This window comes from Hyphomicrobium sp. MC1 (assembly GCF_000253295.1).
In the GTDB taxonomy this organism is placed as follows: Bacteria; Pseudomonadota; Alphaproteobacteria; order Rhizobiales; family Hyphomicrobiaceae; genus Hyphomicrobium_B.
Window position 1 is genome coordinate 1,651,675 of record NC_015717.1, and the last position, 26,492, is coordinate 1,678,166.

Below are 26,492 nucleotides of genomic sequence, written 5' to 3' on the forward strand. Positions count from 1 at the left end.
GTGGATGTTGTGGCAGTGGCGATAGCTTCGAGCATCTGCAAGCCGAGTGAACTTTTCGGAAGTTGTCCTTTCCGTCAGCGTTTCGACAATTGAAGCTCTTGCCATGTCAAATCTGCCATTGGCGAAGCAAAGACAGGCGGTTATCGCAAATAACTGTAGAGCAGGGATACTGCGCATATTTAATGTCCCTTTAGTTTAGCAACATTGCATTTGGATTCAGGCGCGGAAGATCGATCAGAGGGGGGTGTCGAAATCCTGCGGTGCGGAGAAAGGAAATGATGAAATCGACGCGTTTGCGCGTCCGGCAGATTGAGCGCCCACACCGCCAGAGCCCAGACGCCGCCGACGAAAAGGGCTGGCCCGACAAGGGTCAGGATGGTTTCGGTAAAAAAGCTGACGCTCATCGCTTGCTCCCTTTGTTAGGGATAGCCTCGTTGGCTGATGCAAGCGGCTGGAGCCGGGCAAAGCGCTCAACGGGTTCAATCCAAAAGAGCATGTGAAAAATGGGCATTCGTTGTGCGATGGCTTCCAGAATATCGTCGGCCTCGGCACGCTCGAGAACGGCGCTTATGAGATGTCTTTTGACACGGCCGCGCACGCGCTCATTCACTGTCGTGCCGGTGAAACCAAAGCTATGTCCCTCAGCTTCCCATGTCGTGAAGCCGGGCATGGGCGGATCGCGCGAAAGCATTAGTTCGATGATGTTGTCGATGGCATCGGGCGGGCAGACGAGCGTGAGTTTGCAAAGGGATTTGTCCATGAGAGCTGTCCGGTGAGATTGGTGGAGCGTGTTCCGGCTACTCCGAAACGTTGAAAGAGGATCGGCAGCAAAATGAGAGTCAGCGCCGTCGATGTTGCTAGGCCGCCGATGACGACGATCGCGAGCGGCTTCTGGATCTCAGAGCCCGGCCCATTCGCAAACAGCAGTGGGACGAGCCCAAATGCGGCAATACTGGCCGTCATCATCACCGGCCTAAGCCGCCGAAGCGCGCCTTCATATACGGCCTCGCCAATGCTCGCGCCGGCTGCCAGCAGCTCATTGAAATGGGTGACGAGGACCAAACCATTCAGAACGGCTATGCCGAGAAGGGCGATGAAGCCGACCGAAGCAGGCACGGACAGGTATTGACCAGAAACCCAGAGCGCAAGGACACCGCCGACGAGAGCAAACGGCACGTTGGCGAGGATAAGGAGCGATTGGCGAAGCGAGCGCAGAGTTGCGAAGAGCACACCGAAGATGAGCCCTAGGGCTATCGGAACGACGATCGTCAGACGGGCGGCGGCGCGCCGCTGATTTTCGAACTGACCGCCCCAGACGAGATAATATCCTTGGGGAAACTGTACCTGGGCTGCGACCGCCCGTTGTGCATCATCGACGAATCCAACGAGATCGCGGCCAGTGACATAAGCCTGAACAACGGCAAACCTTGATGCGTTTTCGCGATCGATTTTGACTGGTCCAGCAACGCGCTCAAGCTTTGCAACATCGCCGACACGAATGAGGCCGCCGTCTCCAGTCGCGAGCTGCGTTGCGGCGAAGATCTCGGGAGCATCGCGAACCTCCCGTTCGCCACGTATGATGATGTTTGTTCTGCGCCCGGGCTCCGCGACGATCCCTGCGGAAGTCCCCTCGAGTGTCGAGCGGAGTTCATCTTGCAGCTTCGTTGCCGAAAGCCCCGCACTACCCGCTAGGAGCCGGTCGACATTGATTTTCAGATAGTCAACAGTATCGTTTGCGACCGTAGAGACTTCTGCGGCGCCGGGGACCTTGCTCAACGTCTCTTGAATTTTACCAGCAAGATCGGACAGTGTTTTCAGGTCTGGACCAAAAATCTTGATGGCGAGGTCGCCGCGTGCACCCGTCAGCATCTCGTTGGTTCGCATTTCGATCGGCTGCGTAAACGCGAATTCGTAGCCTGGTACGTTCACCATCGCCTCGCGGAGCTGTTTGAGCAGCCAAGACTTGTCGGGAACTCGCCATTCGCTCTTCGGCTTGAAGACCATGAACGTATCGGTCTCATTGAGCCCCATGGGGTCGAGGCCCAGTTCGTCCGAGCCCACACGCGCGACGATGCGTTCGATCTCGGGGACTTTCTCCTTGAGGACGCGCTGGATCTGAAGGTCGCCTTCAATGCTGGCCTTGAGATTGATGGAGGGATGCTTCGTGATCTGCATGATCACCGCTCCCTCATCCATGGTCGGCATGAATGATTTTCCGATCGCGCTGTAAGCAATTCCGATAAGACCTACGCCCGCCGCCGCGATCAGATAGACCGGCAGCGGGAAGGCGAGGCAGGCGGCCAGCAACGCGCGATAGCCTCGATTTAAAAGCCGCATGAGTAGCGGCTCGGAATGGGATCCGGCTTTCAGTGCCAACGAGCAAAGAACCGGGATCAGGGTCAATGACAGGATGAGGGAGCTGCTCAGCGCGAAAATGATTGTCAGCGCCACTGGCCCGAAGAGTTTGCCCTCAAGTCCCTGTAGTGACAGCAGCGGCAAGAAGACGAGGCAGATAATCAGAATTCCGGCCGCGACGGGCACTGCAACTTCGATCGCCGCCCGATAGACCGTATGCAGCTTCGGAACGCTTGCCGGTTCTCTGTTGTGCTGCAAATGCTCGACTGTGTTTTCGACAACGACGACTGCTGCATCCACGATTAAGCCGATGGCGATCGCCAGGCCGCCGAGGCTCATCAGATTTGCGGACATGCCAAACAGCTGCATCATGACAAAAGTCATAAGAGCTGCGAACGGCAGGGTGATTGCGACGACGAGAGCCGCGCGGAAGCTGCCCAAGAAGGCAACAAGCAGAACCACCACGAGCACTGTAGCTTCGATCAGAGCTTTCTTGACGGTGCCAACCGCGCTGGAAATCAGATCGGAGCGGTCATAGAAAACGTTGATCCGCACCCCTTTGGGCAGGCTGGGGCCGAGATCAGCTAGTCGTTGCCGGACGGATTTGACAATGGCGCTGGCGTCAGCGCCGCGCAGCGATAAAACCAAGCCTTCAACAGCTTCGCCTTTTCCATCTTCGGTCACGGCACCGTAACGTGTCAGGCTGCCTACCTCGACTTTCGCGACATCGCGGAGGCGCAACACGCGGTTGCCGTCGCGTTTGAGAATGATCGCCTCAAGATCTTTAGGGGTTTGGACGGCCCCCTGGACGCGTACGACAAGCGCTTTCTCGCCTTCGCTCAATCTCCCCGCACCGTCGTTGCGATTGTTCGCTTCTATGGCCTGAGCAATATCCGAGACGCCGAGACCGGAAGCCGCCAAAGCTGCGTGATTGGGTATGACTTCGAACGTTCGGACTAGGCCGCCGAGTGCATTGACGTCAGCAACGCCGGGAATTGTCCGAAGCGCCGGACGTATCGTCCAATCGAGCAGGCTTCGCCGCTGTTCGAGCGATAGGTCGCCACCTTCGATGGTGAACATGAAGACGTCCGAGAGCGGGGTTGAGACTGGTGCGAGGCCGCCTGTGACGTCCGTTGGCAAGTCGCCGCGAATTCCCGCCAAGCGTTCCGCGACCTGCTGGCGTGCCCAGTAGATGTCCGTCCCGTCCGCGAAATCGAGGGTGATATCTGCGATGGCGTATTTCGCGGCAGATCGCAAAACGACCTGTCCTGGAATTCCCAGCAGTTCCATCTCGATCGGCGTGATGACACGTGTCTCGACTTCTTCCGGCGTCATGCCGGGCGCTTTGAGAATCATCTTCACCTGAACCGGCGAGATGTTCGGGAAAGCATCGATTGGGATCGTTCGAAACGCGTAGCCTCCCGCCGCGGCGACGAGGCCGAACACCAACAAAGTGAAGGCTCTTTGCGTGAGAGAGAACTCAATAAGACGGCGAAGCATTCTTTTAGTTCCCGGCCGAAAGACGTTCGAGCTGGGGCAGCCCGCTTGCCGCTACCTGGGCGTCGCTTGTGATCGAACCCGAGATCGTGGCGATGCTCGAGGATTTGCCGCGCAATCGCACCGGAACGACTGCGAACCCGCCTTGGCTGCGGACGAATACCGCTGCCTGTTCACCTATCCGGACAACAGCCGAAGCCGGAACGTTCACGGCTCCCGTGACGGTTGAGCGTTGAATAGCTACCGAAACAATCTGGCCGGCGAAGAGGTGAGAGTTGGCCGGAATCGCCGCGAACATCACAGCCGAACGCGTGGTGCGATCGAGAGAGCCTCCTACGGAAACCACCCGGCCCTCGGGCCCGTTGGCTATCTGTACGATATCACCGGGCTTCACGAGCGCGATGATGTCCACGGGCACTTGGACCTGCACCCACAACTCGTCGCTTGTATCGATGGTCGCGACTCCGGCCATCGCCTCGACTTTTTCACCAGGCATGACGAGCGTCTCGGCAACCGTACCGTCTGCTGGCGCAGGAATGGTGTACTGTCCGTTCTCGCGAGTGATTATTCCGTTCAGCGCCGTCGCGCGCCTATGCTGGTCAAGGACGGCGCGTACTTTCGCCACTTGTGCTTCGGCTTCATCCGCCAACGTTGGATTCTGGAAATTCTTGTCGGCGAGCGCGCGCCTTCGACGTGCGATAGCTTCGGCTGTTTGCAATTCGGCTTCAGATTGCGCGAGCTGGCTTTGGGCATCAAGTAGCTCACGACTGGAAACCGTGATCAGTGGATCGCCCTTCCTCACGCGCTGACCCGGAAGCACGTGCACCTGTGTAGTCGTTCCCGCGAATGGCGCTGCCGCAACGAGACGGGAATTCAGAGGAGGAACGACGGTGCCTGGCAGAATAGCTATCGTCTCCCTGCTTGCCGGCTGGGCAGGCTCGACATGGATATTGAGATTTCGGATCTGCTCTTCGGTAATTCGGACGTCCTTTGCGTAGACGCTTACCGGCGATATAAGTGCAATAAATGCAAATATCTGGGAGAGGACTGTTCTTCGGTCCATCGATGAATCCTTTCACGGCGATGCCGTGCGCGGAGACATGCGGTGCCGAGCTGAAAAGAAGCTGAATTGAACCTGCAGCAAACCTGACGACACTTTTTCAGGTTCGTTTCAGGCTGACTGTGCTAATTTTTCTGCAATGTGCAGGAGAAGCCCATTCGCATTTTGCTAGTCGAAGATGATGACGAGATCGCCGACCGCCTCGTGACAGGACTTGGGCGATCGGGATTTACCGTCGAGCGCGCCGACAACGGCAGCGATGGCTACGCCATGGGGATCGAAGATGAGTATGCTGCGGCAATACTCGATCTCGGCCTTCCGCAGATGCAGGGTCTCGACGTTCTCAAGCGCTGGCGTGCGAGCGATTGCAAGATGCCTATCTTGATTCTCACGGCACGTGGGACATGGGCCGAGAAAGTCGACGGTCTTAACGCAGGGGCGGATGATTACATCACGAAGCCCTTCCACATCCCAGAGGTCGCGGCACGGCTCAAGGCGTTGGTCCGCCGGGCCTCGGGAATTGCAAGCCCGGTCATAGTCCATGGCGGCCTCTCGCTCGATACGGCTTCAAGCCGCGTCCTGCTCGATGGTGAACCTGTCGAATTGACAGCGAGCGAACTCAAGATGCTCACTTATTTCATGCACCGCATCGGCCGCGTCGTATCGCAGGCCGAGCTCATCGACCATCTCTATGCTCTGGAGGATACTCGGGAGTCGAACACCATCGAGGTATACGTCAGCCGCTTGAGGCGGAAGCTCGGTCCGAACGTCATTACGACGTTGCGCGGGCTTGGCTACCGGATGGATTGAAACGGCATGACCAGTTTGAAACGCCGGCTGATCGTTGCTGCGACGCTTTGGATTGCCATTGGCATGATTGCGGCGGGCTTCGTGCTCTCGGGCGTCTTCAAACGCCATGTGACCAATCAGGTTTATTTGGAAATCTATGAGCACCTCGACGAACTTGTCCATTTGACGGACTTCAAACTCACCGGGGCGCCACAACTCAAGCGCGGCCTAAGCGATGTTCGCTACGATATCCCGATGTCCGGTTACTATTGGGAAATCACGAAAGCAGGTGATGTTCTTGCAAGGTCTGCCTCTCTCAATGGCAAACAGCTTTTAATTCCAGCGAATGATGCGGCAGACCTTGGAACGCGGACCAGCGCTGTCGTGGGGCCGTCTGGAACTGTCCTTATTGCGGAAAGGGCTGTCTCAATATCGCCCGGCGCTCGTCCGATACGCTTTGTTGTCGGGACGGATCAGCGACATGTCGATGACGTCGTATCCCGATTTCGCGGCATCCTGTCGTGGTCGCTTGCGGTGTTTGGACTTTCGATGATCCTTGGCGCCGCGCTTCTGATCTTGTACGCAATGAAGCCGCTGGATGCATTACGAACGGCTCTTGCGAATGTGCGAACCGGTGCTGCCAAAAAGCTTGAGGGCACGTACCCTTTGGAAGTTCGCCCGCTGGTGGACGACCTCAATGCATTGCTCGTGTCAACCTCAGAGTTGATTAAGAGAGCCCGGACGCAAGCAGGTAACTTGGCGCACGGATTAAAGACGCCTCTCGCTGTTTTGGTGGATGAGGCTTATCGCATTGATGAACAAGGACTGCCGCAATCGTCGGCGACAATCCTGTCCCAGTGCCGCAAGATGCAAACACAGATTGACTATCAGATCGCCCGCGCGCGCGCCGTCGCTTTGCGTTCGGTGCCAGGGACTGTAGCTGAAGTTCACAAGGCTGCAGAAGAAGTCGCTAGAGCCCTTGACCGATTGTACCGGGAGAGCGGCATAGAGATATCGAACGACGTTTCGAAGGGGTTATTGGTCTCCTGCGATCCGCAAGACCTGAACGAGATGTTGGCGAATATCGTCGATAACGCGTGCAAACATGCCAACTCGCATGTTCGCATCTCCTGCGATGGGCGGCCTTCTGACAAAAGCTTTAGCTTGTGTGTCGAGGATGATGGAAAAGGGCTTCCGCCTGAGGCATTTGAGGTTGTTTTCGAAATCGGTGAACGATGGGATTCCCGTGAGGCCGGTTCCGGACTTGGACTTTCCATCGTCCGCGATTTGGCAGAACTCTATGGCGGCAATATCAAGTTGCAGAAATCAGGCATGGGCGGCCTTGGCGTTGTTCTGACGCTTCCAGCCGCGTTGCAAGTCGATGTCGCGCCCCTCACGTAGTTCTTTCTGGAAGGGACTTAGAACGGTCGTCGGCGAAAACAGCTAGGCACAGTAACGTGTGTGGCGATCGCGATGTCTATCACGAGATTGCCATCTAAGGCGTCTAGTCAGCCGGATTTGCCGAATGGAAAAAAAGTCAACGACCGACGTCCTTTCAATTCCAGTTCAGGTTTCTGAGCTGCGAGCATCGCCAGCCGTAATAGGCGCAATCGCTTCTGCACCGGAGTTTCAAAGTCGCTTTGGGTCTTTCGCGACTGTGGGAGCCGATCTTACTGTCCAATGTGGGACGCGACGCTCGGCGCTCGTGAGATTTAGATCTCTGGCAGCCCCGCAATGCGCAGGCCCTCTGAGAAGACGTCGACGTCTTGCTGGCGGCGAATGGATAACCAATCCTTTAAATTTGAAATGCGGAGCGATGGATCCAGCTCCCGAAGCTGAGCCATTGCCTGTTGGGCTTCGCCCACCCGTCCGGAAAGCGCTCTCGTCGCCGCGATGAGCCCGATCACCATAAGAAAACTCGGCAAGTTTCTGTAGGACAATTCCGCCCAGCGAGACGCTTCCTCAATACGTCCCGCAAAGAGATGCGCCATGCCGATTCCCGCCTGCATACGATAGAGTTCGGGATCCAATGGACTGAGCCGCATGGCGCGCTCGAAATGCGCGATGGCGCTCTCGCTTTCACCGTGCCAGGTTCTCAGGAAGCCGCCGAGAAACCAAGCCGAGGCAAGATTGGGATTGAGAAAGACCGCGCGGTCGAGGAGGGCAATCCCAGCGTTCAGATCGCCTGCAAGATGGGCCAAGGCATGGGCGCCGCGTGTTATGGCGATAGCATCGTCGCGTCCCAATTCGACAGCCCGATGTGCTAGTCGCGTTCCCTCTGCAATTTCCGTATCGCGATCCGCACACCAACCATTGATCTTGCGCCAAAAATAGCACCAGCCCGCCATTGCATACGCGGCCGCATAATCGGGGTCGAGTTCAATGCTTTTTCCGAAGAGTGGAAGGGCCAGTTCAATTGATTCTCGCGTTCCGCGATGCACATGGGCAAGGCCGCGCAAATATAAATCGTAGGCATTGAGGCTGGCCGTCGGCTTGCGTTTCGCGCGTTCGATTTCAGCAAGTTCGACGTGCGGGCCGATTGCTCCGGCGACGCCGGCCGCGATGCGATCCTGAAGCTGGAATATATCGTCGAGCGTTCCTTCAAAACGCTCTGCCCAGAGTTGTGATCCGGTCGTTGCATCTATGAGCTGGCCGGTGATGCGAATGCGGTCGGCCGCCTTACGCATGCTGCCTTCAAGTACATAGCCAACGCCGAGTTCTCTCCCGATTTGCTTAACATCGAAAGCGCAGTCTCGATAAATGAAACTTGAGTTGCGAGCGATCACGAACAGCCAACGCACGCGCGACAGGGCCGTGATGATCTCTTCGACGACGCCGTCTGCGAAATACGCTTGTTCGGGGTCACCGCACAGACTTTGAAAGGGCAAAACGGCAATCGAAGGTTTGCCGAGATTAGAAAGTTCGGAGGGCGGAAAGCCGATCGGAAAATCCGCTGAAGCAGCTGTAGAGCCGTTCGGCGGCTTGGCTTCCCTTACATCGCCGATAAAGCGAAATCCCTTGCGCGGGATCGTCTTCACGAGCTGCTGAGCGCTTCCGGTATCGCCGATTGCCCTGCGGACGGCATTAATATGGCTGGTGAGCGTCGATTCCGAAACAATTCGCCCGGCCCAGACGGTATCGAGCAAGTCGTCCTTGCTCACGACGCGATCACGGTTGCGGAGAAGAAAAAGCAGGAGATCGAAGACTTGCGGGCCGAGGGCAATGGCTTGCGATGCCCGCGTCAATTCCCGCCGCTCCGGATCGAGCACGCAATCTCTGAAAAGAAAATGCACGTAAGCGCTCCATCCAAGCCGCACAACGCGAACTCCCGCACGCTCTGATACGCACGGTCTGCGAAAATGGGCGCATTGCCTTCAAAGTCGAGCTTGGACGGATTTTCAAGAGAAACTCAAGCCTTTTTCAAGGTGCCGGCAAAGTCGTCGTGGCCGCGTTCCGGCATTCTCCGCAAAGACAGCGACGGATGCGCTGCGCTTGATTTGGAGAGCCTTTATGAAAATCGTGGTCATCGGCGGAAGTGGGCTCATCGGGACGAAGCTTATTCGTCATCTTCTGGAAAAAGGACACGAAACCATCGCGGCATCGCCCAACACAGGCGTTAATACCATCACGCGAGAAGGACTTGCCGGGGCATTGTCTGGCGCACAAGTTGTCGTCGACGTCGCCAATTCGCCGTCGTTCGAAGACAAGGCTGTTCTTGAATTCTTTGAAACGTCGGGACGCAATCTTCTCGCCGCCGAGGCTGCGGCCGGAGTTGAGCATCACGTGGCGTTGTCGGTCGTCGGTGCTGACCGCCTTCCTGAAAGCGGTTATCTTCGCGCCAAAGTTGCACAGGAGGCGCTAATCAGGGCCTCCAAAATTCCGTTCACGATATTGCGGTCCACGCAATTCTTCGAATTCGTCGCTGCCATCGCCCAATCGGCGACTAAGGATAACGACGTTCATTTGTCGCCGGCGTTTCTGCAACCCATCGCCTCGGACGACGTGGCGCGGGCACTGGCTGATCTTACTGTCGGAAAGCCGGCGAACGGTATCGTCGAGGTGGCAGGGCCGGAAAAGGTCCCACTCGATGAAATCGGCCGTCTCTATCTCTCCGCGACGGGCGATCGCCGGCGGGTGATTGCCGACGTCCATGCTCGTTATTTTGGAACCGAGCTCAACGACAAATCCTTGACGGCCGACGACAACGCGATCCTCGGACAGGTCCGCTTTGTGGATTGGTTGGCGCAGCGGTCTGCAGCATGAACGTTATCCCTCCGTTGTTGTCTCCGTCTCATTCAACGCATAGAAATCAAATCGATATGCTGAAAATCCTTTCTCTTGCCGTTGCCGTCGCCCTCGGCGTTGTCGCGATAGCGAACGGCATCTTCATGCTTGTTGCGCCGGAGAATTGGTATTTCGCCGTGCCAGGCGTCACGACGACCGGGCCCTTCAACCAGCACTTCGTGCGGGACATCGGACTGATCTTCGTTTTCATCGGCGGCGCGTTTCTTCTCGGTGTTGCGCGAGCCGATCTCCGGATCGTCTTTTGGGCTGCGCCGTCACTCTGGCTCGCCGGGCACGCACTCTTTCACTTCTGGGAAGTTGCGGTTGGCATCTGCTCAGCTTCCGTCATTCCTAGGGACTTTCCTGCGGTGACCCTGCCGGCGGTCCTCGGCCTTTCAATCACCACCTGGGCGATGACCGAGAAGTGTTCGAAACGCGTCTTAGGAGCCAAAGGCGGTCAGGCGATCAGCAAACTCTAGCGCGACGCGCTGAAGGTCTCGCGATTGAACGACTGCACGTGCCGTCATCCTGCTCCGCTATCGCCGAAACTGCTCCAGTGAAGCACGCTTCAAATCTACGAGAAGTTGCCGCGCAGCATGTACACGGCGCACGCGGATCTCGTGAACAGCGGACTTTTGTCTTTCATCATCGCCTGACATTTCACGAAAGACGTCACATTTCTTTCAGGAGACCAACATGAATCTGCACAATCCACTGCAACCCGGTAATCGGATTTCCGAAGAGCTTGTTCCCTCGCGTTACGCTGTGCGTGTCGGCGACATTGATGTGCTTGTCATCAGCGATGGAGTGCTCCCGCTACCGACGGCAATGTTGGGACCCAACGTCGCGGCAGCAGACAGGGCTGACTGGCTGAAAGACATGTTCCTGCCGCCAGATGCTTTCGACTGGGCGCTGAACGCGGTTGTGGTCCGCAGCGGAGGAAGGACGATCCTCATCGACGCGGGTTTAGGATCCGATCCGGACTTGCACCTGCCTCGCGCAGGGCAACTGATCAAGCGACTGGAAGCCGCCGGCATCGATCTTTCGACCGTGACCGATGTGGTACTGACCCACATGCACATGGACCACGTCGGGGGACTGCTTGTGGACGGAGTGAAGGACCGGCTGCGTCCTGACCTGCGGATCCATGTTGCTGCCGCCGAGGTTGCGTTCTGGAAGTCGCCTGATTTCTCTCGTACCGCGATGCCTCCGGGTTTTCCGGACGCGCTTCGGGTGGCTGCCCAACGGTTTGTGCAAGAGTACAGCGGTCAGCTACAGCAGTTCGATGAGGAGCAAGAGGTGGCGCCGGGAGTAATTATTTATCGCACTGGCGGCCACACTCCCGGACACAGCGTGGTTCGCTTGGCATCTGGCGGCGATCGGCTGATGTTTGCTGGCGACGCCATGTTCGCGGTTGGGTTCGAGCACCCAGACTGGCACAACGGGTTCGAGCACGACCCAGAGGAAGCAGCCCGCGTCCGCATCCGTCTTCTGCGGGAGCTGGCAGAGACCGGCGCAATGCTGGTGGCCACTCATCTTCCCTTTCCGTCCGTTGGCCGGGTGGCGGTAGATGGTGATGCCTTTCGATGGGTACCGCTCTTCTGGGATTACTGATGGCTTGTCAGGCTAGAGCCGAACGAGTCCGTGTTCATTAGATGAACTGGCTGATCGGTTGCGGTTCCCTCCGTGCAGCCGACCGACCTGGGAAGCAGCCGCCAGTCTGCTTCTTTCAGGCTGCGCGTGCCGCCGTGGCCGCCCTCTTTATCTCGTCTCTTCGGGCTGGCGATTGTAGATGTCGTCGGTGCGCTGAATATCGTCCTCGCCGAGGTACGATCCGATCTGCACCTCGATGATCTCGACGGGAACCTTGCCGGGGTTCTGCAGCCGGTGCCACTGCGTCGCGAAAATGTAGACGCTCTCGTTCTCGCGAACGAGCTGTTCCTTATCGCCGATCGAAACCTGCGCCGTGCCCTGCACCACGATCCAATGCTCGGAGCGATGATGATGCATTTGCATCGACAGCTTGCCGCCGGGCTTGACGTGCAACAGCTTGACCTGGAAGCGCGGTCCGATGTTCAGCGTCTCGAAGTAGCCCCACGGCCGATAGTTTCGCAGGTGCTGTTCCTGCTCCTTGCGGTTCGACAGCTTCAGGCGCTGCACGACTTTCGAGACGTCCTGCGTGCGGGTCTTGTCGGCAACGAGCAGCGCATCCGGTGTGTTGACGATGATGAGATCGTTGAGCCCGATCGTCGACACGATCGACTTCTCTGAGTGGACATAGCAGCCGGATGTATCTTCCAGCACGGCTTCGCCCTTGATGAAGTTGCCCTTGTCATCGCGCGGCGCGATATCCCACAGCGACGACCATGAGCCGACGTCGTTCCAGCCGACATCCATCGGCAGGATCGCGGCCTTGTTCGTCTTCTCCATCACCGCGTAGTCGATCGAGATGTTCGGCGACGCCGCAAAGCTCGGCTTATCCAGCCGGAGGAAACCGAGGTCTTCGCTGGCGCCCGCAAGTGCTGCGCGCGCTGCGTCCAGAATGACCGGCTCGTAGCGTTCGATCTCGGCGAGGAACGTCTTGGCATTGAGCGCGAAGATGCCGCTGTTCCAGAAGTAGGAGCCGTCCGCCAGATAATCTTCGGCGGTGGCGCGGTCGGGCTTTTCGGCAAAGCTCGCAACCTCGAAAGCGTCGCCGTCAAATCCTGACAGCGCCGCGCCGCGCTTGATGTAGCCGTAGCCGGTGTGCGGCTCCGTCGGCGTGATGCCGAAGAGAACGAGCTTGCCCGTCTCGGCCACGGCGGCAGCCCGCCGGATGTTCTCTGCAAAGAGCGCCTCGTCGCCGATGACGTGATCGGACGGCATGACGGCGAGGATCGCATTTGGATCGTCACGCAGCGCGATCAGCGCCGCAACTGCAATCGCCGGCGCCGTATTGCGCGCGATCGGTTCAAGAATGATGGCCTTAGGCTCGATGCCGGCGCGGTCGACTTCCTCGCGCACGAGAAAGCGATGATCGTTATTGCACAGCAGGATCGGTGCTTCGAAACCGGCCTTCTGCGGCAGGCGCGCTAACGCCGAGCCGAGAAACGACGTGTTCTGACCATTGAAGAAACGAATGAATTGCTTCGGATACATCGAGCGCGACAGCGGCCAAAGCCGCGTACCCGAACCACCCGACAAGATCACTGGATAAATGGTGCTCATGAAATAATTCCTTCTCTCCGGCGAGCCGTGTCCACATTAGAGTGCAGGATAGCTGTCAACTAATTGACCTGGTTAGCCCAGTCGCGATGCGTTCAGCCAATTGCTCAGAAGCTGGTCCTCTTGGGGCGAAAAGGAAATTATTGACGAAGTCCATCTCCCGCCGGGAACGTGACCAGTCGAGAGCTTTGCGGTCCTGCAGCCGGTCCTCGAACGCGTCGATCGGATGAAGCGCATTTTTGTAAATATAGTAGCCAGCGTAATTGCGCTCTTCGAAGAACTCGCGGATGAGGGCAATTTGACCAGGAGCGACGAGCGTCTCGATCTCGATTAGGAACGTGGGTGAGTTCGCCTCGATGAATTGCTTTGCACCGCAAAGAACGTCGTATTCATGGCCTTCGACGTCTATCTTTACGAAGCCGACATCATGGCCTGCCAGTTGGTCGAGCGTGGCGGTCGTAACTTCGGTGACGTCTGTTGAACCGTTTTGAGCAGTTTGCTCGAGGGTTGAGTGCCCTGTTCCTTCGGAGGGAAGAAAGAAAGGGCGCGTTTGATCGGCGGCCGAAGATGCGGCCTTCTCGACAATTGTCACATTGTCTATGCCCTTGCGGCGAACAAGTTCTTTCAACAGCCGCGCCACTTCGTGATGCGGCTCGAATGCGATGACGAACTCAGTATGTTTCGAAAGCAGGATCGTATAGCGGCCAAGGTTTGCGCCAACATCTATGCTCCCACGATTGGGATCGACGATGTCGCCGATGATGTCCTCTTCTCTCTCAGCAAATTTATCATGAGCCAAATATCGATCATGCATGTGTACCGGCGCGAGCTTCCACGCTAGGTGCGAAAGTGTCGTTCTCAGACCATTCTGCATATTACACTCCTATGACTGGGGGGATGGCGTGCGTACTTGGTAAGGATCGTGTGCGCGGTAGACAGCAACCAAAACGTACATCAGTGCCAACGCGAGGGCGCATCCGTAAACGCCGCCGGTCCAGATGCCTGTGGGCAGGAATACGGCAGTGAGCAAGGCGGAAAGCAAAGTGCTTTTCATGAGCAACGGATCGCGGCTCCTGCAGTAGAGACGCAATGCCCCCATCTCGGCGATGATCCGTGCGAGCGTCGCGGCGAGCAAGAGCCAAAGCAAGGCTTGGTATTTGATAAGGAGGGGGCGGTCTAGATAAGGCACGATGAACCAGACCACGCATGCAGCAGCCAATCCGAGGAGCGTCGCCTCCATAAGGGCGCTCCGCGTGGTCTGAATGTCGAGATCTCGGAATGCATCATCGTCTCCAGCCTGAAAAGCAGACACGAGGTGAGGCCGTGCAAATGACATAAGCCCAGAATTCACGAGATTATATATGGCCGTTCCGACTTGCCAGAAAAAGAAGTACACGCCAGCAAGTTCGAGTGACAGGAACGCGCCAACGAGATAGCGGTCGAGATAGATTGTGGCTGTCGATGCCAGACTATTTCCATAAAGAAGTGCGGATGCGCGAATGGATCGGCGAACCCGCTCAATAGAGGGAAGGTGAAATGCCGAGAGATGGGATCGAAGAAACAATGTGATCAGAATCGTCGCGGCTACGCTGCCGCCCAGCCAGAATGCCGACAGCGCATATATCGTGCGCCAGGCGGGCTCGAAGTATGCAGCAACTATGAATGCGATCGGCCACGATGTCGAAAGGACGCTCAGCACCACATTTGCCGCAAATGGGCGCCGGAGCTGAATCAAAAAGTCATAGCCGTCCATAACCAAGTGTTCGCCTGCCACGAGGCCAACAACAATAACAGCGAGCCAGGGGATCACGTCCGCCATCGCAAGTGCCGCGGCGATCATGAGCGCAAGAGCGTACAAGATGACGTACGGCGAAAAGTATCCCGAAATGAGCAGCGACTGTTCGGTGTGGCTGACGTCTGTCAACTCGCGCGCCACTTGGCGATTTAAACCGAGGCGAAGAACGATCGGCAAAATTGCGACTTGCCCCTGAAGCAGACCATATATACCGAGATCGGTCAGCGACATGAGTTTCGCGATGAACAAGCCGAGAAGGAACTTGCTCGCAATGCCAGATATGCGCATCGCAAACACGCTAAGCCGCAACACTGGCGATGACATTGTGAGTGACATCAGTTCTGACGCTGCTCCGTCGGATCGCCGTGAATGAATTGGGCGGCCTGTGCTGACAAAATTTCCAACTGAGGTCGTGGAGACCCGTCCTTTGCTGGCGAAAGATTCAAAGGATAGTCGTCGGGCCACCAGTCGCCGCCGGCCCACGCGGCCCAACCCATCCAAACATCACGGTTGTCGCGCATGGTGACACAGATGTTTTTCAAAGCGGCCAACGATTGCGGGTCACGACCGGCACCAAACTCTCCAAGAAATGCTCTAATTTCGTTTGCGCGGGCCCAAGTCTGGAACTTGTGCAATCGGTCTGATCCCACGTCGGGTCCCACAACATCCCCGGTCTTCCCCGAGGAGTCTTGATCAAGGTACTGCTGGACCTCAAGCACGAAGTTTCTTTCCGGATCGACGACCTCCGCCATCAGGTCATTTCCGGAAGAAAACCAAGAATGGGCTCCGGTGTAGTTCACGCCCGGAACAAAGACGAGTTGCTTTGCTTGGCTCGCTCGTATGGCAGCGAGCGCAACATTGGCTATCGGCAGCCAATTATACGCGACAATTCCAGTTGGCTCGTTCATCAATCCAAAGATGACCGAGTTGTCATCTTTGAACGCGGCAGCGAGCCGCCCGCAAAAGTCGGCGAAAGCTGCGGCGCTCACAGCTTCCGATCCGATGACGTGTGCTTCCTTCCAGTCGTCGGTCTTAAGGCGGCGCTGCGCATAATTATGAGTGTCGAGAACAACTTTGAGGCCGGTAGCTCTCGCGGCGTCGACGGACGCCTTCAGGCGTTCCAACTCTTGCCGATCTAAATCCGAGTTGAGTCCCGGCTGCAGGCGTTCCCACCGAAAAGGCAGACGCACGAGATTGAAATTCCGCGCGGCGAAATAGGTGAAGCTCTCCTTCGAAGGATACGAATAGTCGGTACCATATTTTCCCGGTAGCTTTCCGAATTCACCGCCGGCGATATTGACCCCCGCGCAGTAGGCGGGAGAATTTTCCGACAGCGCCGGTGCGTTCAAAGCCTGCGCGGCGATCGCAGCGGCGCCCGTGGCGATCACAGTTCGGCGCGTTGGTTTGAGAACCATCTTATGCTCCTTTTAACGCGGGAATTTGATTTCTCTCCGCGTCGCCCCCCGCCTGGAGGGCGCCTTGGATGAACCACAGGAGCGCGGCGGTTTTTATCGTCAGAAGCGAATAGCTGACCAACATGGACAGGGTGAGGTAGATACAGAGCGCGTGCGTAAAGCGAACCTGCTCCGTCGTCTTTTCGGAGACATGCCACGCGATGAAAGTCCAAAGCAGGATGAGGCCCGGGAGAGATTGCGTCACAATAAGATAGGCAAGGCCGCTATCAACCGTGGAGTTGACGAATTGTTCGGAGATCCCAAGAAGGTCCGGAAGTTCGAACCGATGAATGATTTCGACCGTTCCGGCTAGTCGCCCTGCGAAATCGTCCTCTCCAGATTTTAGTCCGAAGAGACCGGCGGCAGAAAATAACGTAAGCCCCGCCAGCGGAAGGTAGATGATCGCGGAGTACGGAGGCAGGTACGGCGTCACAAACGCTGCCGCCAAAATAATGACCGAGGCGAGTACAGCGAGCCGGCCGTCGCAGCCCATAAGCAATAGGACGGTCGTGACTGCGAGATAGATTGTGGCAGGCAAGCCAATGCGGCGAAAGCATGAGGTCGTAAACGCGACGATTATACTGCAATAATTTCCCAACGATACCGGCTCGAGAAATATCGATGACATCCGCAGTTCGTTGACCCATGGAAAATAGCGCGCATTCGGACGCGTGGCGCTGACGAAGAGATCGGAGTTCGAATTGTAGAACTGATCGGCGCGGGTTCCGCGGGTGTTTATGTAGTATTCCTGAATTTTGAAAATTGCCGAGTGAATGTCTGGCAAGAACGACTCGAGCAGAAAGACAGCAAGCACTGCTGTTTGGACGAACAGGACAGTGCGCACCAGATAGCGTTCTGAGGATGCCATTCCCAGGAGCAGAAACACGGGGATAATCATCACATCGCGGATGTATTTGGGTTGCAGCTCTCCGGTGGCGATGGCGCGAACAACACCGAACAGGAAAATGAGACTCATTACGACGACGATAGGCGCCATCTCAGGTCGCCATCGAAGCAGTGCAACCGCGAGCGCAGTCGCAGTCAGCATCCCCTCGACGAGCATGACGAGGGATGGCGTGAGCGCCATCACGTTGGCATTCACGACGGCCAGCCCAGCGTTGAACATGATGGCGGCGATTACGATGGCGGATGGGGCAACGTCCAGCAGCCAGCTGTTTGCTAAGCCGGATGAACGAAAATTCGCATTGCTGTTCGATAGGCTGGTTACGTCGCTCATGGCGCGAAGCCGGTGCGACGGTCGCGAGTGGCAAGATGCAAGAAAACAATATTTCCCACTACATAACGAGAGAACAGCCGGCGAGGCTCGAGCGCTAAGCGATACAACCACTCGCATCGGGCACGGCGAATCCAACCTGGTGCCCTTCTCATGCGTCCAGACGCGAAGTCAAAAAGGGCGCCGACGCCGAGCTGAAGTGGTACCGGGAGATCATGGCAGTGCTTGTCGATCCAGATTTCTTGAAGTGGATTTCCCATGGCGACGAGAAGTATGTCGGCTTTGGAGGTCTTTATCTCGTGTCGTACAAGTTGGATGTCTGTCTCTTGCGACAAATATCCGTCGCGGGCTCCGACGATCGAGTGGCGCGGATATAAAGCGGCAAACCGGGCGGCGGTGGAGCGGACAATTTCCGGGCGCGCGCCCAGCAGGAAAATACGCAATTTATGCCGCGTATTGGTCAGATAGTGCGGGACAAAGTCAGTTCCGTTCAGATTGGCGGGAAATCGTCTGCCGAACTTCATGCGGCTGGCGATATCAACACCGAAGCCATCGTTGAGAACAAGAAAGCGTCGTAGCGCCTTACGTAAATCGGGATTTCGTGCCGCTAGGCGAAGCGTGTGAGCATTGGCAAATGCTATGCGCTGTTGAAAATTCTGGGCGACGGCCTGATCCAACGCATCGACGGCATCATTGCGCGACATCACGCTGATTTCAACGCCTAGCAGTGTGCGTGTCTTGTGACCGACGACACGCTCATATTCGTTACGATACAATTGCTCGACCTGTGCCCAATCGTAAGGCGCTGCTGCCGCTATAGCTGCAGATCGCAGTTCGGTGTAGCGCTCGGAAGATGTCCGCATGAATCTGAGAAGATTATCGGCTGCTACTTCTGGCTCGTCGAAATTTGTGGGAAGCCCGACGCCGGCGCGTCGCAGGATCGCTTCGAAGCTTGGAATTTCATTTGCAATCGGTATGAGCCCGGCAGACATGGCTTCGACGAGCGTCAGCCCAAATCCTTCATACTGGGACGCCGACGCGAAGAAGCTGCAGGTAGAAAGTTCATCGGCAATCTCTCCGTCATTTCGGTCGGTCAGAATTTTGATGCTGCCGTCGCGCAAGCCGTCGGCGCAGGCCGCCTCGATAATGCGTAGCATTCCGTCACTATCGTTTCCGATCAATACGAGACGGGCATCCGGGATCGCATGGCGAACGCGGTCAAATGCGTTGATGAGGTTCAGAATGCCTTTGTGCGCCGCGAATCTACCGAAATACGCGATCTTAGGTTGGTATTCTCGACTTGAGACATCTCTGAATTTTTGGATGTCGACGCCATTTTCGATCGCTACAACACGTTCACCCGCGATTGTGCGGAAGGTCTGAGCGTCGTTGTCGCTGCAGGCGATGACGCGACGGTAATTGCGGAGCGAAGACTTTGTGATGGTCTTGAAATAGAAGCGCTTCAGGTGTTGCGCAAACGTCGTGTGGAAGAACCCCCCATGGGTCGTCAACACCATTGGTTTTTTGTGCCATGGCGCGGTGGCTGATAGAAAATCCGCAAAGAAGTCGACACCGTGAACGTGAACTAAGTCGAAATCTTCAAGGTGCGACAAAACTTGCGGCGCAAGTGGGTAGCGCCGTGAACCACGAAAGGGAATGCGCCTAACAGGAATATCTTCAACGCAATCGCGTGAAGGAAGCACTGTGTCGAGATCTTGAAAGCGGCGGTTGAGAGTGAGAACCTCTGCTTGCAGCCCAGCTCTCAGTTGGGCGCGCGCTAACGCCAGCACCATATTTTCGAGGCCGCCCACGGCGGGATGAAACTGACGAACGACATGCAATACACGCATGGACAACCTCCTAGAGCCACCGGGACGATCTCAAGCTGACCGCAAAACCTCCAACGGAGCCTTGTTGATGATGACGCCTGCTGCACGGATGCCAACCGCAGGCGACGTTTTAAGCGCCCGCATGAGTGTGAAGGTCGATGTGGATCCCCACTCCGCAACGATTACGCAGACATCGAGTGAAGTCGCGACGGCCTCGGCATCCGCGTGGTTTGTAAGCTCGGGCAGATCACAGATTATGAGATCATAGCTGCCGCGCGCGCTGGTGATCAGCTTGTCCAGCTCAGGTGATGCCATCAGCACAGCGGGCCGCACGTCATCGGAAATGCTGCGTTCGCCCAGAAAATCAAAGCCGAACTCGGTCGTCGTGACATTGTCGACGAGATCCGTAGGGTTCTTCAATGCGCTCAGCAATTCTGTTGTCGGCGTGCCGGTCAGTCCGCGCGCAAGTGCGGGTCGATGAAGGTTGCCGTCCATTAAGAGAACGCGTGCGCCGCCTTCAACACCGAGCACCGCGAGGTTGAATGCGAGCGTTGATTTTCCCTCGCCGTTGCGCGTTGAGGCGACGCCGACAACACATGTGCCGTTATTGAGGTTTTCTCGCAGGCGTAGAAGAATACTGCGCAATCCGTCCTTGTCGTCATGCAAAAGAAGTGGCGGTTCAGCGCCGTTCTTTGGATACAGTTTGCGGCCGGGCACAAGCGAGACTACGCCAAGTACAGGTAATCCCAGGCTGAGCTCCAAATTTTCTGGAGTGCGAACAGGACGTAGAACGAACTCGCGACGGGCAGCAAATGCGAGGCCAATGAAGCTGCCACCCAAAAGTGCTGCAGCAAGTATCGCCGTACTGAAGGTGGGCGAAGTGCGTGATGCGCTCGCCCGCGTGAGAATTCTTGGTCCCGTCGCGGCCATGGGCTCGGCGTTGAGCGCGTTGGCGTACTCACTAAGAGTCTGCTGATGAAGCGAGCGATAGGTGCTTGCTAAGGCTTCGAGCTTTTTGCGTTCGACGGGTCTGCTGGGTCCTGCCTGTGCCTGTTCCTCTGCGGTAGCCGCACGTTCTTGCAACGTATCGAGGCGTTGCTGCAGCTCCTGCACCGCTTGTTTTGGCCCATTTCCGATCGTTTTTTTGTAATCCTCAATGTAAGCATCAAGCACGGCATTTACGAGCTTCGCGGCGTTATATGGATCGCGCGACGCAAGCGTGATTCTGATCGCGGATCCCAATGCCACGGGAGATACGGTTAGAAGGTCCTTGATCTTTCCGATCGTCTTGAGTCTTTCGGCATCCGTTTCCGCGACAGATGACATCTGTTGCTGCTCGCTACCGGCGAGGGATGTTGTCAAAAGAGCCGGCTCGGAAAACGCCGGACCGTTCGCTTCACCCCAAAACGCGAGCCTGTCGAGTGTTTCGGAAATAATGTGATCGCTTTTGATTGTCTCGATCTGAGCCGCGACGAAACTTTCTCGTGCATCGGCATCCGACGCTGTGACGCTTGCGTTCAACGATGGCAGCAAGACTTCGCCCGTCACGACGTGGCGGCGTTCCTCAGTGCCAAGCGCTAAAGCTCCTGCAGCGAAGCCTAAGAGTGTCCACGTAATGATTGTTCCACGGCGCCATCTGATAGCAGCGCGCCATGCGGATAAAGGTATCTGGCCGTGAGATGGAACGTTAATGCGATGCATCAGGTCGCGTCCGACTTTTACACGTCTAGAGCAATGACGTCAGCGGATGGTGATAAGTAGACAACGCATCGAGCGCGTTCGCGGAAGCGAACAAAACGTCGCATTACATAGTATTTTCATGAGAGTAACATTGAGTGCGTTGCACCATAATTGTGCCTCATGGTCAGTGGAGAGGTTGCCTCTCGATCGGCAACTCACTTGCCTTTCACTCATCTGGATTGCCGTTAGTGCGCAGTCCAATCGAACCAGTCAGTGTGCGGAGACGGTATCGATGGCCTTTCTCAATCGTCCTCAGTCTTTGTCTTTTTCCGGTGCCGAACTTGCGTCGTCGCCGAGCGCCAACACTCTTGGAATTCAACTTGCAATTAAGCGCGCGGTCGATGTTTTCGCCGCGTCAACACTGATCGTTGTGGCGTCGCCGATCCTTCTTGGAGCGGCGCTGGCAATCAAACTGACATCGCGCGGACCGATCTTGTTCAAGCAATCTCGCTACGGTTTGAACAACGAGCTTTTCGGTATCTACAAATTTCGCAGCATGCGAATTGATTTGGGGGATGCCACAGGCGTCAGACAAACCAAAGCTGACGATCCGCGCGTCACAAGTGTTGGAAAAATCCTTCGCCGCACCAATATCGATGAATTGCCGCAACTCTTCAACGTTCTGTTCGGCGACATGTCTCTTGTCGGACCTCGTCCGCATGTTCCTGGAATGCGTGCGGGCGGTCTACTCTATGAGGAGCTTGTTCCTCATTACTTCAAGCGTCATCGCATGCGTCCCGGAATTACCGGCTTGGCTCAAATCAATCGATTAAGGGGCAGCACGACGGACGCAAAATTCGCCAAGGCGCGTATAGAATACGATCTCGCCTATGCTGAGAGCTGGTCTCTTTTTCTGGATTTTCGGATCCTTTGGCAAACTTTCAAATCTGAGGTGTTCCGCGGCACCGGGAGCTGAGGCAGCAGTTGATGAAAAAAATGCGTTTTGTTTTTCTATGTCTGCCGATCCTTCTGTCTACGACGAGCGCAAGCTTTGCTGACGATAGCTATCGTATTCAGCCTGGCGATAGCATCGAGTTTAGCGCGGCCTCGGCACCTGACCTCAAGACGCGCGCGACAGTCGACATCGATGGGCAGATCAATTTTCCCCTCGTTGGGGAATTAAAAGCCCAGGGCATGACTGTGTCTGAGCTCCAAGCGAAGGTTCGCAGTGAGGTATCCTCACAAGTTCTCCAACGCCGTTCGAGTGATGGCCGCCAACTCTCAGTGATGTTGGCGGCTGATGAGATATCGGTCGTTATCGCCGAATATCGTCCGATCTATGTTAATGGCGACGTCTCGCAGCCCGGACAACAGTCATTCAGGCCCGGAATAACCGTTCGCCAAGCTATTGCTCTCGCGGGTGGCGTGGATGTCATGCGTTTTCGAGCGCAGAATCCACTTTTGGAGGAAGCCGATTTCCGAGCAGACTACGACGCCCAGTGGACGCTGTTTGCTACGCAGCAAGCGAAGATTCTGCGGTTGAAAGCGGAACTTGCAGGGAAAGCCAACTTCGATCCCAAGGCACTCCAGGCAACGCCGATCTCTGCGAGCAGTGTGAAGAATATCGTTGACCTAGAGGAGGCTCAGCTCTCTGCACGCAATAGCCTCAACAAGAAGCAAAGCGACTACTTGCAGTCAGCGATAGCGACCGAAAACGATCGTATTTCGGCACTCTCTCAACAAGAGGACAAAGAGAAGCTTGGTGTCCAGGCGGATACTGAGGAATTGGAGCGCGTAAAGGAGCTGTTCGGACGACAAACGCTGCCCATCACGCGGGTCATCGAAGCTCGTCGCACAATTCTCCTGTCATCGACGCGGTATCTGCAAACCGTAGCGCAGCGAGGCGTCTCCGAAAGGGATCGAGCGGACTTGGCCGCACAACTTCAAAAGCTCCCTGATGAACGACGCCAAGGGATTCTGACGGAATTGCATGATGCGCAGCTTGAATTGAGCCAAACGCGCGCGCGATTGCAAGCTCTTGGCGATAAGCTGATCTACACAGGGCTTGTTCGATCCCAACTTGTGCGAGGAAATGGCGGAGAGCCCAGCATTCTAATTCATCGGAAAACGGATGCCGGCGTCAGTAGCCTCAAAGCGTCACAAGATGAGGAACTGAGACCGGGCGATGTCGTTGATGTTGCGCTGCGCTTCCCCGAGAGCAGTGCGCCTGCTCCGCAAACCGATGAGAAAAGATCAGAATAGTGCTGCAATTTAATCAAAACGTGCGTGAGCTGAGATCGCCTCGTTGGTCGATCGGCGAAATCGCGAGCGTGCTTAAATACCAGCATAGCATAATCATCATTAGCGTGATTGGCTGCCTTTCCGCGGCGCTGTTATTTCTCGCGGTTACGCCCAAAAAGTATATCGCGACAGCGGTTCTTCTTACCGAAACCCGACAGGCTCCCGATGACGACGCGGCATCGAGCGACGCTGTTGTCGACAGCACGGTTATTGAATCGCAAATGGAGGCAGTCCGCTCGGGAAGCCTTGCGTTGCGGGTAATCGACGAACTCGGGCTCGCTGACGATCCTGAGTTCGGCAAGCCAAGACCAGGCTTTCTTTCGCGGTTGCTTGCTATGTCTCCGATTGGCAAAAGTCCGGCGCACAAAGCGAATCCACGCGAGATCGCACTAGACAATCTTCAAGCGAAATTGAAGATCGAGCGCATCGGGCGGAGTTACGTCGCGGAGATAGACGCGACGTCCATCGATGCGGAGAAAGCTGCAAAAATTGCGAACGCAATTGCCGACGGCTACATCGAAGAACAACTTGGCGCGCGTCAGGAATCGCAACTGCGCGCTAATAAATGGATGCAAGACCGTCTCGTGGTTTTAAGAGATCAAGCAACGCGCGCTGAGAAGGCGGCGCGAGATGCGACTCTAACCGGTTCCAGTCCGGGTCAGACGGCAGCGTCGGGTGTAGTTCCCGCCGACAACGGAAAAGCGTTAGATCTGGCTGCCAAAGCAAGAATAGCGCGGGCAGGGTACGAAGCCTACTTGAACCGTTACACCCAGGCGCTGCAGCTTCAGAAAGTTGCAATTCCATCGACTTCCGCCCGCGTGCTAACCAGAGCCATTCCACCGAACATTCCCGGTTCGCCGCGCACCACGCTCGTGTTGGCGCTGTCGTTGATTGCCGGCTGCACGCTGGGGACGCTCGGCGCCTTCGGCGCAGAGTTTGTGCAAGCTCCAGTGCGGTCGCGATCACAGTTGTCGACAGCGCTTGGAGTACGAGTCTTCGAGCCGCTTCCGTTATGTAAAGTGCGTACCGGCCTATTCGGTCGCGACAAAGGGATGCCGATTGTACTCGTCGGGAATTCCGGGATCGGCGCGAATGCTGCCGAAAATGAGCTTAGGAAAATCAAGATCGCGCTCAGTCAGTTTGACTTGCAGAAGCCAACTCGCGCGATTGGCGTGACCTCACCGAAATCTCATGATGGCAAGACGACGATTGCGTACAATCTCGCTTTGCTGTCTGCCCAATCTGGAAGTCGAACGCTACTGATCGACGCCAATTTGCGCAATCCGACATTGGCGAAATGTTTCTGCGAGCGAGACGGAGAATTATTTACGAAGTTCATTACAGGCGTAGACGAAGCACTCACGGTCGTACGCTTGGCGGACAATCTGAGCTTTGTGGGGCAGAATAATTTTGCAATACCAGCGCACCCCGCCGATATCCTGAGTTGCGACGCCATGCATCAAGCGCTGCAGCGAGCTCAAGGAAACTTTGACTACATTATCATTGATCTTCCGGCGATGCTCGATCATGTCGATGCGCGCGCCATCGCACCGCTTTTAGATCGCGTTCTTATGGTGTGTCGCTGGGGCAGTCCGATTGCCGATTTGGAGCGGTGTCTTGAGAACGCGGAGGTGATCTCAAGCCGCTTGCTTGGCATCGTGATTAATAAATCTCCGGAGACCCGGAGCAGTGGTTTCGTCCGTCCGATCAAGAAACCCGAACAATCCGACGGAACCGTCGACCGTGTGGAAGCGTGAAAGGTGCTGAACTGAGCGTTCTTTGCTTCAACGATTTTTTCAGCGCCAATCTTGGTGATCGGCTGCTTGGTCGATGTCTTCATGCAGCCTTGCGATCCGAACTGGATTGCGGTGTTGATGGTTGGGATATCGACGGAAAGAGCGGACCCGAGGGCGAACCGGCTACAGCGGCATGGTCTGCAAAAGATGTGGTTCGCACGCTTGTTCCGCGTCGTCTCAAGACGCAGCTTAACGTGCGTCGTGCGCGCAGCCGGCTGCTGTCTCAGTGGAAGACGGCTGTGCACCAGCGACCGGTGTCCGCGATTGTCGTCGGAGGAGGTCATTTAATTACTGCGACGACTGAATACTTCCCCGTGCGTCTCAACGCTGTCGCTGAATTTGCGCGCGAACTGGGTGTCGGTATCCACATACACTCCGTGGGCGTATCCCATCCCAATACGTGGCAGCAGGCGGCCGGCAAACAATTGCACCGCTTTCTGCAGGATGCTCCCATCGCAAGCATAAGCGTGCGTGACGAACAATCGGCCGATCATCTCGTCGCTACCGGCTGGCGAAAGGAAAATATCCGGATCGCGCTTGACCCAGGCTTGCTTGCGGCAAGGACTTTCGAGATTGGGAAGCGCTCGCCCCGTCAGCGTCTTTGCGTTGGGCTTGGCATCATGTCGCCCGCGGTCGTGAGGGCTGTTCGCGATGCGCCGACTGGGATTGACGATGCTTTTTGGGTCGCCGCTGCGGAGCATTTGGTTGCTGCCGGTGTGGACGTCTATCTATTCACGACCGGTGAGGTCGGTGACATCCGTGCGGCACATCGCTTGGGGTCGAAACTCAGCGAACGTGGCATAGCGTACGATGGTTCCGCCATCGCTCCCAGGGACGACGCCGATTTGGTCAGTCGTGTCGCTGGTTTCGACGCCATCGTGGCGCAGCGCCTTCACGCCTCGATCATTTCCTACGCAGTCGGAGTTCCTTCGGTGGGACTTGGATGGGATCCCAAAGTTCGCGGCTTTTATCGATTGACGCGGCGCGTGGATTACTTCTTCGACGACCGAGATGCACAGCCTGATGATATTTCGGTGCGCGTTCTGCAGGCCGCACAAAGTGGTTTAGATGGAGGCCTACGTGATCATCATATCGCTACGTGCGAAGATGGAGTCCGCTCCCTTGCAACTCTGATCGCAAAGGGGAATTGACGTGCGGGTCGTCCATGTATTGGCGGGTAGGCCCGACAACCGGTGCGGTGTCCTCGATTACAC

Annotated in this window: 21 protein-coding genes; 9 read left to right on the top strand and 12 right to left on the bottom strand. The window is 56.5% G+C overall.

Annotated elements, in window-relative coordinates:
- Positions 1-179: 179 nt before the first annotated feature.
- Genes HYPMC_RS23635 through HYPMC_RS08070 form a run of 4 tightly spaced genes read right to left on the bottom strand, consistent with a single transcriptional unit; the run spans position 180 to position 4,915 of the window.
- Entirely contained in the window at positions 180-404 is a 225-nt protein-coding gene (locus HYPMC_RS23635) for a hypothetical protein (RefSeq protein ID WP_013947379.1), read from the bottom strand.
- Entirely contained in the window at positions 401-691 is a 291-nt protein-coding gene (locus HYPMC_RS08060) for a DUF3240 family protein (RefSeq protein WP_024275745.1), read from the bottom strand. Before HYPMC_RS08060 ends, HYPMC_RS23635 begins: the two co-directional genes overlap by 4 nt.
- Positions 691-3,855, bottom strand: a complete 3,165-nt coding sequence (locus tag HYPMC_RS08065) for an efflux RND transporter permease subunit (RefSeq protein ID WP_013947381.1) — start codon at positions 3,853-3,855, stop codon at positions 691-693. The genes HYPMC_RS08060 and HYPMC_RS08065 overlap by 1 nt, the downstream gene beginning before the upstream one ends.
- A gap of 4 nt (positions 3,856-3,859) precedes the next feature.
- Positions 3,860-4,915: an efflux RND transporter periplasmic adaptor subunit gene (locus HYPMC_RS08070; protein ID WP_013947382.1), complete on the bottom strand. Its 1,056-nt coding sequence runs from the start codon at positions 4,913-4,915 to the stop codon at positions 3,860-3,862.
- A 153-nt stretch (positions 4,916-5,068) separates the two neighbouring features.
- Between HYPMC_RS08070 and HYPMC_RS08075 the strand changes: the two genes are divergently transcribed.
- Both HYPMC_RS08075 and HYPMC_RS08080 read left to right on the top strand, forming a co-directional pair.
- Entirely contained in the window at positions 5,069-5,722 is a 654-nt protein-coding gene (locus HYPMC_RS08075; protein WP_024275746.1) for a response regulator transcription factor, read from the top strand.
- A gap of 6 nt (positions 5,723-5,728) precedes the next feature.
- Positions 5,729-7,102, top strand: coding sequence for a HAMP domain-containing sensor histidine kinase (locus tag HYPMC_RS08080; protein ID WP_013947384.1), 1,374 nt, complete (start codon positions 5,729-5,731; stop codon positions 7,100-7,102).
- Positions 7,103-7,413: 311 nt separating this feature from the next.
- On the opposite strand, the gene HYPMC_RS08085 is transcribed toward HYPMC_RS08080, so the two are convergent.
- Positions 7,414-8,994 (bottom strand): winged helix-turn-helix domain-containing protein, encoded by a 1,581-nt coding sequence (locus HYPMC_RS08085; RefSeq protein WP_024275747.1) that lies wholly within the window; start codon positions 8,992-8,994, stop codon positions 7,414-7,416.
- A gap of 217 nt (positions 8,995-9,211) precedes the next feature.
- On the opposite strand from HYPMC_RS08085, the gene HYPMC_RS08090 reads away from it, so the two are divergent.
- The 3 genes from HYPMC_RS08090 to HYPMC_RS08100 all read left to right on the top strand — a co-directional run bounded on the left by HYPMC_RS08090 (position 9,212) and on the right by HYPMC_RS08100 (position 11,599).
- Complete coding sequence (locus tag HYPMC_RS08090; RefSeq protein ID WP_013947386.1) at positions 9,212-9,964, top strand: SDR family oxidoreductase; 753 nt, start codon at positions 9,212-9,214, stop codon at positions 9,962-9,964.
- Positions 9,965-10,020: 56 nt separating this feature from the next.
- On the top strand, positions 10,021-10,464 hold the full coding sequence (locus tag HYPMC_RS08095; RefSeq protein ID WP_024275748.1) for a hypothetical protein: 444 nt from the start codon (positions 10,021-10,023) through the stop codon (positions 10,462-10,464).
- A 217-nt stretch (positions 10,465-10,681) separates the two neighbouring features.
- Positions 10,682-11,599, top strand: coding sequence for an MBL fold metallo-hydrolase (locus HYPMC_RS08100; protein ID WP_013947388.1), 918 nt, complete (start codon positions 10,682-10,684; stop codon positions 11,597-11,599).
- A gap of 147 nt (positions 11,600-11,746) precedes the next feature.
- Here HYPMC_RS08100 and HYPMC_RS08105 read toward each other — a convergent pair whose 3' ends face one another.
- Genes HYPMC_RS08105 through HYPMC_RS08135 form a run of 7 tightly spaced genes read right to left on the bottom strand, consistent with a single transcriptional unit; the run spans position 11,747 to position 21,049 of the window.
- On the bottom strand, positions 11,747-13,192 hold the full coding sequence (locus HYPMC_RS08105) for a mannose-1-phosphate guanylyltransferase/mannose-6-phosphate isomerase (RefSeq protein ID WP_013947389.1): 1,446 nt from the start codon (positions 13,190-13,192) through the stop codon (positions 11,747-11,749).
- A gap of 55 nt (positions 13,193-13,247) precedes the next feature.
- Complete coding sequence (locus HYPMC_RS08110; RefSeq protein ID WP_013947391.1) at positions 13,248-14,063, bottom strand: FkbM family methyltransferase; 816 nt, start codon at positions 14,061-14,063, stop codon at positions 13,248-13,250.
- 9 nt (positions 14,064-14,072) lie between these two features.
- Positions 14,073-15,320, bottom strand: coding sequence for a lipopolysaccharide biosynthesis protein (locus tag HYPMC_RS08115; RefSeq protein ID WP_013947392.1), 1,248 nt, complete (start codon positions 15,318-15,320; stop codon positions 14,073-14,075).
- On the bottom strand, positions 15,320-16,399 hold the full coding sequence (locus HYPMC_RS08120; protein WP_013947393.1) for a glycoside hydrolase family 5 protein: 1,080 nt from the start codon (positions 16,397-16,399) through the stop codon (positions 15,320-15,322). Before HYPMC_RS08120 ends, HYPMC_RS08115 begins: the two co-directional genes overlap by 1 nt.
- A gap of 1 nt (position 16,400) precedes the next feature.
- Positions 16,401-17,675 carry a hypothetical protein gene (locus HYPMC_RS08125; protein ID WP_013947394.1) on the bottom strand — a complete coding sequence of 425 codons (1,275 nt, stop codon included), beginning with the start codon at positions 17,673-17,675 and terminating at the stop codon, positions 16,401-16,403.
- Positions 17,672-19,522, bottom strand: a complete 1,851-nt coding sequence (locus HYPMC_RS23190) for a WecB/TagA/CpsF family glycosyltransferase (RefSeq protein ID WP_013947395.1) — start codon at positions 19,520-19,522, stop codon at positions 17,672-17,674. The genes HYPMC_RS08125 and HYPMC_RS23190 overlap by 4 nt, the downstream gene beginning before the upstream one ends.
- Positions 19,523-19,552: 30 nt before the next feature.
- Positions 19,553-21,049: a polysaccharide biosynthesis tyrosine autokinase gene (locus tag HYPMC_RS08135; protein ID WP_041299888.1), complete on the bottom strand. Its 1,497-nt coding sequence runs from the start codon at positions 21,047-21,049 to the stop codon at positions 19,553-19,555.
- 283 nt (positions 21,050-21,332) lie between these two features.
- Here HYPMC_RS08135 and HYPMC_RS08140 point away from each other — a divergent pair, with 283 nt between their 5' ends.
- The 4 genes from HYPMC_RS08140 to HYPMC_RS08155 all read left to right on the top strand — a co-directional run bounded on the left by HYPMC_RS08140 (position 21,333) and on the right by HYPMC_RS08155 (position 26,429).
- Complete coding sequence (locus HYPMC_RS08140) at positions 21,333-22,157, top strand: sugar transferase (protein WP_305728235.1); 825 nt, start codon at positions 21,333-21,335, stop codon at positions 22,155-22,157.
- Positions 22,158-22,177: 20 nt separating this feature from the next.
- A complete protein-coding gene (locus HYPMC_RS08145) occupies positions 22,178-23,443 on the top strand; it encodes a polysaccharide biosynthesis/export family protein (RefSeq protein WP_172636509.1) in 1,266 nt (421 codons plus the stop codon).
- Positions 23,443-25,239 carry a polysaccharide biosynthesis tyrosine autokinase gene (locus HYPMC_RS08150; RefSeq protein ID WP_013947400.1) on the top strand — a complete coding sequence of 599 codons (1,797 nt, stop codon included), beginning with the start codon at positions 23,443-23,445 and terminating at the stop codon, positions 25,237-25,239. The genes HYPMC_RS08145 and HYPMC_RS08150 overlap by 1 nt, the downstream gene beginning before the upstream one ends.
- Before the next feature lie 89 nt (positions 25,240-25,328).
- Positions 25,329-26,429, top strand: a complete 1,101-nt coding sequence (locus tag HYPMC_RS08155; RefSeq protein WP_157135413.1) for a polysaccharide pyruvyl transferase family protein — start codon at positions 25,329-25,331, stop codon at positions 26,427-26,429.
- Positions 26,430-26,492: the final 63 nt, after the last annotated feature.

Coding starts and splice junctions, on each gene's coding strand:
- HYPMC_RS23635 (WP_013947379.1), bottom strand. CDS start 404: ATGAGCGTCAGCTTTTTTACCGAAACCATCCTGACCCTTGTCGGGCCA.
- HYPMC_RS08060 (WP_024275745.1), bottom strand. CDS start 691: ATGCTTTCGCGCGATCCGCCCATGCCCGGCTTCACGACATGGGAAGCT.
- HYPMC_RS08065 (WP_013947381.1), bottom strand. CDS start 3,855: ATGCTTCGCCGTCTTATTGAGTTCTCTCTCACGCAAAGAGCCTTCACT.
- HYPMC_RS08070 (WP_013947382.1), bottom strand. CDS start 4,915: ATGGACCGAAGAACAGTCCTCTCCCAGATATTTGCATTTATTGCACTT.
- HYPMC_RS08080 (WP_013947384.1), top strand. CDS start 5,729: ATGACCAGTTTGAAACGCCGGCTGATCGTTGCTGCGACGCTTTGGATT.
- HYPMC_RS08090 (WP_013947386.1), top strand. CDS start 9,212: ATGAAAATCGTGGTCATCGGCGGAAGTGGGCTCATCGGGACGAAGCTT.
- HYPMC_RS08095 (WP_024275748.1), top strand. CDS start 10,021: ATGCTGAAAATCCTTTCTCTTGCCGTTGCCGTCGCCCTCGGCGTTGTC.
- HYPMC_RS08100 (WP_013947388.1), top strand. CDS start 10,682: ATGAATCTGCACAATCCACTGCAACCCGGTAATCGGATTTCCGAAGAG.
- HYPMC_RS08105 (WP_013947389.1), bottom strand. CDS start 13,192: ATGAGCACCATTTATCCAGTGATCTTGTCGGGTGGTTCGGGTACGCGG.
- HYPMC_RS08110 (WP_013947391.1), bottom strand. CDS start 14,063: ATGCAGAATGGTCTGAGAACGACACTTTCGCACCTAGCGTGGAAGCTC.
- HYPMC_RS08115 (WP_013947392.1), bottom strand. CDS start 15,320: ATGTCACTCACAATGTCATCGCCAGTGTTGCGGCTTAGCGTGTTTGCG.
- HYPMC_RS08120 (WP_013947393.1), bottom strand. CDS start 16,399: ATGGTTCTCAAACCAACGCGCCGAACTGTGATCGCCACGGGCGCCGCT.
- HYPMC_RS08125 (WP_013947394.1), bottom strand. CDS start 17,675: ATGAGCGACGTAACCAGCCTATCGAACAGCAATGCGAATTTTCGTTCA.
- HYPMC_RS23190 (WP_013947395.1), bottom strand. CDS start 19,522: ATGCGTGTATTGCATGTCGTTCGTCAGTTTCATCCCGCCGTGGGCGGC.
- HYPMC_RS08145 (WP_172636509.1), top strand. CDS start 22,178: ATGCGTTTTGTTTTTCTATGTCTGCCGATCCTTCTGTCTACGACGAGC.